The organism is Tychonema sp. LEGE 06208, from assembly GCF_015207505.1.
Taxonomy (GTDB): domain Bacteria; phylum Cyanobacteriota; class Cyanobacteriia; order Cyanobacteriales; family Microcoleaceae; genus Microcoleus.
The window spans coordinates 1-4,997 of the sequence record NZ_JADEWT010000195.1 but is presented as its reverse complement, the minus strand read 5'-3'; the positions used below and the strand labels follow the sequence as shown (position 1 = coordinate 4,997).

General features: G+C 42.5%; 6 protein-coding genes. 2 read left to right on the top strand and 4 right to left on the bottom strand.

Going from position 1 to position 4,997, the window contains the following annotated elements:
- Positions 1-968 (top strand): histidinol-phosphate transaminase (locus tag IQ263_RS27600; protein ID WP_194071230.1); only part of this gene is annotated, 968 nt, incomplete at its 5' end.
- A gap of 49 nt (positions 969-1,017) precedes the next feature.
- Here the strand turns inward: IQ263_RS27600 and IQ263_RS27595 are convergent.
- Both IQ263_RS27595 and IQ263_RS29565 read right to left on the bottom strand, forming a co-directional pair.
- Positions 1,018-1,455, bottom strand: a complete 438-nt coding sequence (locus tag IQ263_RS27595; protein WP_228050423.1) for a hypothetical protein — start codon at positions 1,453-1,455, stop codon at positions 1,018-1,020.
- The gene (locus IQ263_RS29565; protein ID WP_255515938.1) at positions 1,452-1,586 is read right to left on the bottom strand and encodes a hypothetical protein; all 135 of its coding nucleotides are present in this window, start codon (positions 1,584-1,586) and stop codon (positions 1,452-1,454) included. The genes IQ263_RS27595 and IQ263_RS29565 overlap by 4 nt, the downstream gene beginning before the upstream one ends.
- Positions 1,587-1,644: 58 nt before the next feature.
- On the opposite strand from IQ263_RS29565, the gene IQ263_RS27590 reads away from it, so the two are divergent.
- On the top strand, positions 1,645-2,067 hold the full coding sequence (locus tag IQ263_RS27590) for a C6orf136 family protein (protein WP_194071231.1): 423 nt from the start codon (positions 1,645-1,647) through the stop codon (positions 2,065-2,067).
- Here IQ263_RS27590 and IQ263_RS27585 read toward each other — a convergent pair.
- Together IQ263_RS27585 and IQ263_RS27580 are read right to left on the bottom strand one after the other, a co-directional pair.
- A complete protein-coding gene (locus tag IQ263_RS27585; protein ID WP_228050422.1) occupies positions 2,060-3,712 on the bottom strand; it encodes a mechanosensitive ion channel family protein in 1,653 nt (550 codons plus the stop codon). The two genes, IQ263_RS27590 and IQ263_RS27585, sit on opposite strands and share 8 nt — an antisense overlap.
- A gap of 7 nt (positions 3,713-3,719) precedes the next feature.
- Positions 3,720-4,832, bottom strand: a complete 1,113-nt coding sequence (locus tag IQ263_RS27580; protein WP_194071227.1) for a mechanosensitive ion channel family protein — start codon at positions 4,830-4,832, stop codon at positions 3,720-3,722.
- Positions 4,833-4,997 lie beyond the last annotated feature (165 nt).

Genomic DNA, 4,997 nt, shown 5'->3' with positions numbered 1-4,997 from the left:
CCCTTAACCAGGGTGCTCTCCTAAATGCCCCCCCCCTTAACAAGGGGGGGCTAGGGGGGGTTACATCTCCAAAAACTGCCATTACAGCCGACCATATCTCTGTCGGAAACGGTTCCGACGAACTAATTAGATCGCTTTTAATTGCAACCTGTCTGGGTGGCCAAGGCTCAATTTTAGTCGCCAATCCCACCTTTTCGATGTATGGCATTATCGCGCAAACCCTCGGTATTCCCGCTGTCAGTGTGGCGCGAAAAGAGGATAATTTTGAAATAGATATCGAGGCGGCTAAAAGAGCGATCCTCTCCGAGGGCTGCGCTAACGCCCAAAATCAAAATCCCCCCGTGCGCGCCGTCTTTGTCGTCCATCCCAATTCCCCCACAGCTAATGCTTTGACACCAGATGAGGTGGATTGGTTAGAAACATTACCGCCCAATATTTTAGTAGTAATTGACGAAGCTTATTTTGAATTCAGCCACAATACCTTAGCAGACAGATTGCACCAACACCCGAACTGGGTAATTTTGCGAACATTTTCCAAAGCATTTCGACTAGCATCAATGAGAGTCGGATATGCGATCGCCCATCCAGAGTTCACAGCCGCCTTAGAAAAAATCCGCCTCCCCTACAACCTCCCCAGTTTATCGCAAACCGCAGCCGAATTCGCCCTAGCCCAGCGACAGCTACTGCTAGCAGTAGTTCCCGAAATTATAGCCGAAAGAGCCAAATTAATTGCAGCGCTAACTCAGCAGCCAAAATTGCAAGTTTGGCCCAGTGCGGCAAACTTTGTTTACCTGCGGGTGAAAGCCAGCGACAGCGAAGCAGCGGAACAGGAACACCAAAAAATCATGCAGCAGCTAAAAATTCGAGGAACGTTAATTCGTCACACAGGCGGAGGTTTGCGAATTACGGTTGGTAGCCCGGAGGAAAATCAGCGGACAGTCGATCGAATCGCTGCGATTTTGATTTGACAACAACCCTTAAAAATGGTATGAATTGAAGCAAATTACCATGCCATTTTTAATTATCAATCTGTCGCGCCGCCCGAATAGTTTGGGGAAATACGCCTACTAAAAGTGCCAAAGCTTCATCGGGAATTTGTGCCACTGTTTCCCCATCAAAATATTGTTCAAACTGAGTTAAAATCATTTGTGCGCGTTCCAAAGCTGTCGGCTTTGCAGTTAACTGTTCCGTTAATCGCACCCAATGCCGCCGAATTCCAAAAGCTTTCTGTCTTTCTTCGGGAGATTGAGGACAAACTAAACCAAAATCTCCCACGGGAATCGCCCGCCCAGAGTCAACGTCAAAAGCACCGCCAACCGCAGCCCCCGGCCCGGCAAACTCTGCGTGGAAGCGCTTAATCAAAATTAGACCGTTCCGGCGACGGCTATCTACCATCAACAGTTGGCCGTTGTTGATTTCTGCGAGAATTTCAGAGGGGTTGGTGTACTCAGTCAAATCTGTGCCAAGGTTTCGATGTCGCAAGTCCGGGTCTGCACAAAGGCAGATGCGGACAATAGCGTTAAAGTTAAAATCAGAGCTGGATGAAATCTCAAATCTGCGATCGTCCAGCGATCGAGATTATTCATTTAAACTTATAAATCAATACTGTCACAAGGTGGTAGCTTGAGCGCGATCGAATATCAAATGCAGGTTGAACAAGTAGTAGACACCCTGAAAGCGGAGCTCCCGACGCTGTTTGAGAAAGACATCTCCTACGACATATACACAAAAGCCATCTATTTTCAAGATCCCGTCAACAAATTTAAAGGAAAAATCAACTACCGCATTATCTTTTGGACTTTGCGATTTCACGGGCAGCTATTTTTTAACGAGATTTACTTCGACCTCCACGACGTAAGTCAGACAGCCCCTGATACTATTGTGGCAAATTGGACTGTGCGCGGGACGCTGCGCGTACCCTGGAAAGCTCAAATTTTCTTTAACGGCTACTCTACCTACAAAATGGATGAGGACGGCTTGATTTACCAACATATCGACACTTGGGACAGAAAACCCGGAGAAATTTTAAAGCAGTTTTTGGGCAAGGGAACATTTTTACTCAAATAGTAGCAGGGGACTGCACGTAAACCGTAGGATTTTCCATCGTAAACACAATACCGTGGACTGCAAGAGATTTAGCAATTTGAACGCTTGCTAACTCTAGTAGGCGTTTACGCACCTCAACCGCATTATCCTGAGAGCCTAAAATTGCCAAACTAACCCTTAATCTTTTTCCCGAACCATCGGCGAGAGCAATATTTGTGCTGTTAGGATCGATTCCTGATAGGAAAACAATTTTTTCCATGATAGCTTGCTGCACTAGAGCATATTCTCGTTCTCCTAAAGCACTTGCAAAGTCCATATACAGTAACACCATAATTTTTTTGGCAAGAGTAACGTTTTCAATTTCTACACTGACTAAGATAGAATTGGGCATCACAATAATTGTACCCGTACCGAGGGAACGAATTTTTGTCGATCGCAATCCAATACTTTCTACTTTCCCCAACTCTCCAGCGGGTAGACGGATATAGTCACCAGTGACAAAAGGGCGATCTAAATACAATACTAGAGTAGCAATCAGTTGTTCGAGAATTTTTTGGGCTGCAAAGGCGACGGCTAAACCAACCAACCCCAAACTAGCAACCAAACCAATCAAGTCAAAGTTTACGCTGCGGGCAAATGTCACCAGTGCTACAATAAAGATAAAGACATTCAACACAGTTTCAAATACTAAAATTGCATCATCGCTACTGGGATTAAATTTTCCCCCAAACTTGAATCCATAGGTACGCAGGTAGCGGCTAGTAACTTTTGTAGATAACCAATAGAGACAGCCAACTACAAATAAATTAGCAATCGGTTTTAGCAGCTCATACACAACTGGTGCTAATGTTTCTAGCAAGCTCAGAGACCAACTGACACAAATAGAGAGAACTGAAAATTGCACGAGAATTTCGCTTGGTTGAATAAGTGCCAGGTAAACATTTTCTGTTGAATGAATATCTAGCTTTTTGATGGCAAATCTCAATAAGCCTGGAGCGTAGTGGCTAAATACAAAAGAGCTTCCTAATGCTCCCAAAAATATCAGCCACTGGGGCTGAGAAAATGGGGAAAAAATCTGATAGCGAATACTTCGCAATACCGGGAACCATTCCGCACACACTAGGGCGATCGCTAACCAGGCAAAACTAAAAAAAACCTTGGTAAAACTACCAGTTTCCCACTGAGCTATTTTGGCGACAATTACCAATAAAAACCGCAATAGTATAATAATTCCTATACCAATTAAAACCCACAAACTTCTCTCCACAATGTATTGTGAAGTTCGTTCTTTTTTTGCCTTGGCGACCGCCCTTTCTAGAATATCTTCCCATTGTTTAGCTTGTTGAGATAAAGAAAAGTTTGGTAAAACATCGTTAGCGGTAACTGTCAACAAGTAATTCTTGTTTAAAGAAATTGAAGTAGCGCTTGTATTAGGATCGTTACGCACATCAAAACTTATGAGTTTCTCATTTGAAATCGCATCAGCCAGTAATTTATTGGCAAATTCGGTACGATCTAATGCTGAAGATCGATCTACAGGTTGTAAATAAAACAGCGGAATGCCATCAACTACTACAGGAGAATGAGGGCCGTCAACACTTAGAGCAAAACTCATCGGAAAAGTCGCTAAAAACAAAGCCATTACAAATAAGAATATCAGCTTCATTGGTCGTTTAAATAGGAATTGGAGCATCCACATAAATCGTTGGTTGGTTAATGGTGAAAGAAATATTATGTTTTGGGAGTTGTTTGGTGATTTGTTGGGTAGCTAGATCCAGCAATTGCCGCCTCAAGTCCATAGATAATTCATTAGAACCCAAAATGAAAAAAGAAATTTGGGCTTGGTTGTTACTGAAGGAAACCTCCGTGCTGCGCCAGTCTAAACCAAAAATGTCCATCGTGCTTTCCATCACAGTTTGACGGATTAGTGCTTCATCCTGAGCAGATACCTGTTCGGGAAACTCTAGCATCATAATCGACATGACTTTCTTAGCGCTGGTATAGTTCTCTATGGTAACTTCTGTCAGCGAATTATTAGGAATAACTGTGAGAGTACCTTTACCAGAGGTGCGAATTTTTGTTGACCTTAAACCAATACTTTCGACTCGTCCGAAAGTGCCTTGTTTTCCCAGAGGGCCGTCGGATAAACCAATATAGTCTCCAACTTGAAAAGGGCGATCGAGAGTTAATACAATTCCTCCTAAAAATTGTTCTAACGTCTTCTGAGCAGCAAAGGCAATAGCAACACCTCCAATCCCCAAGCTAGCAAGTATGCCTCCCACATTGAGATTATGGCTAATGCAAAAGACTAAAATGACTATTACAGCGATCGCAAAGTCTCCCAGATAGCGAATTAAAAAGATAGACTCGCCTCTTACTTTCGGGTTGGAGTCAAAGGTTGCGCCTAAAATTGTGCTATTAAAAACTTCTCGAAATAAACTTGACACTAGCCAACCGGCAGAGCAAGTGATGCCCGCACTCAAACCAAACTCCATCAATTTTAGCCATTTAGTGTGAGGGATTAAAACTAACATGACTTCCATCGCTGACAGAGTTAATAAAATTAAAATTAGATTTTTAGAGGCAAGCAATACACCAATATATTTTTTTTTCAAGAAGCTTGGGGCAAATAAAGCTAATATCAATCTCAAGGTTGGGAACGCTACCAGTCCAGCTAATCCCCCAATTCCTCCAGCTAGAAAAATCAGGATAACTTGCAAAAAGCGATCGCCATAATTTAAAGGCAGTTGTGTGAACATAAATAGCAAATTAATTGTTGTTGTCATGGTCAAACTAACTGTATTATAATAAATAGTTGACAGTTGTCATTAGTCATTAGTCATTAGTCATTAGTCATTAGTCATTAGTCATTAGTCATTAGTCATTAGTCATTAGTCATTAGTCATTAGTCATTAGTCATTAGTCATTAGTCATTAGTCATTAGTCATTAG

Bases quoted from the DNA above. Each gene is read 5' to 3' on its own strand.
- IQ263_RS27580 (WP_194071227.1), bottom strand. From the start codon at position 4,832: ATGACAACAACAATTAATTTGCTATTTATGTTCACACAACTGCCTTTA.
- IQ263_RS27590 (WP_194071231.1), top strand. From the start codon at position 1,645: ATGCAGGTTGAACAAGTAGTAGACACCCTGAAAGCGGAGCTCCCGACG.
- IQ263_RS29565 (WP_255515938.1), bottom strand. From the start codon at position 1,586: ATGAATAATCTCGATCGCTGGACGATCGCAGATTTGAGATTTCATCCA.
- IQ263_RS27585 (WP_228050422.1), bottom strand. From the start codon at position 3,712: ATGAAGCTGATATTCTTATTTGTAATGGCTTTGTTTTTAGCGACTTTT.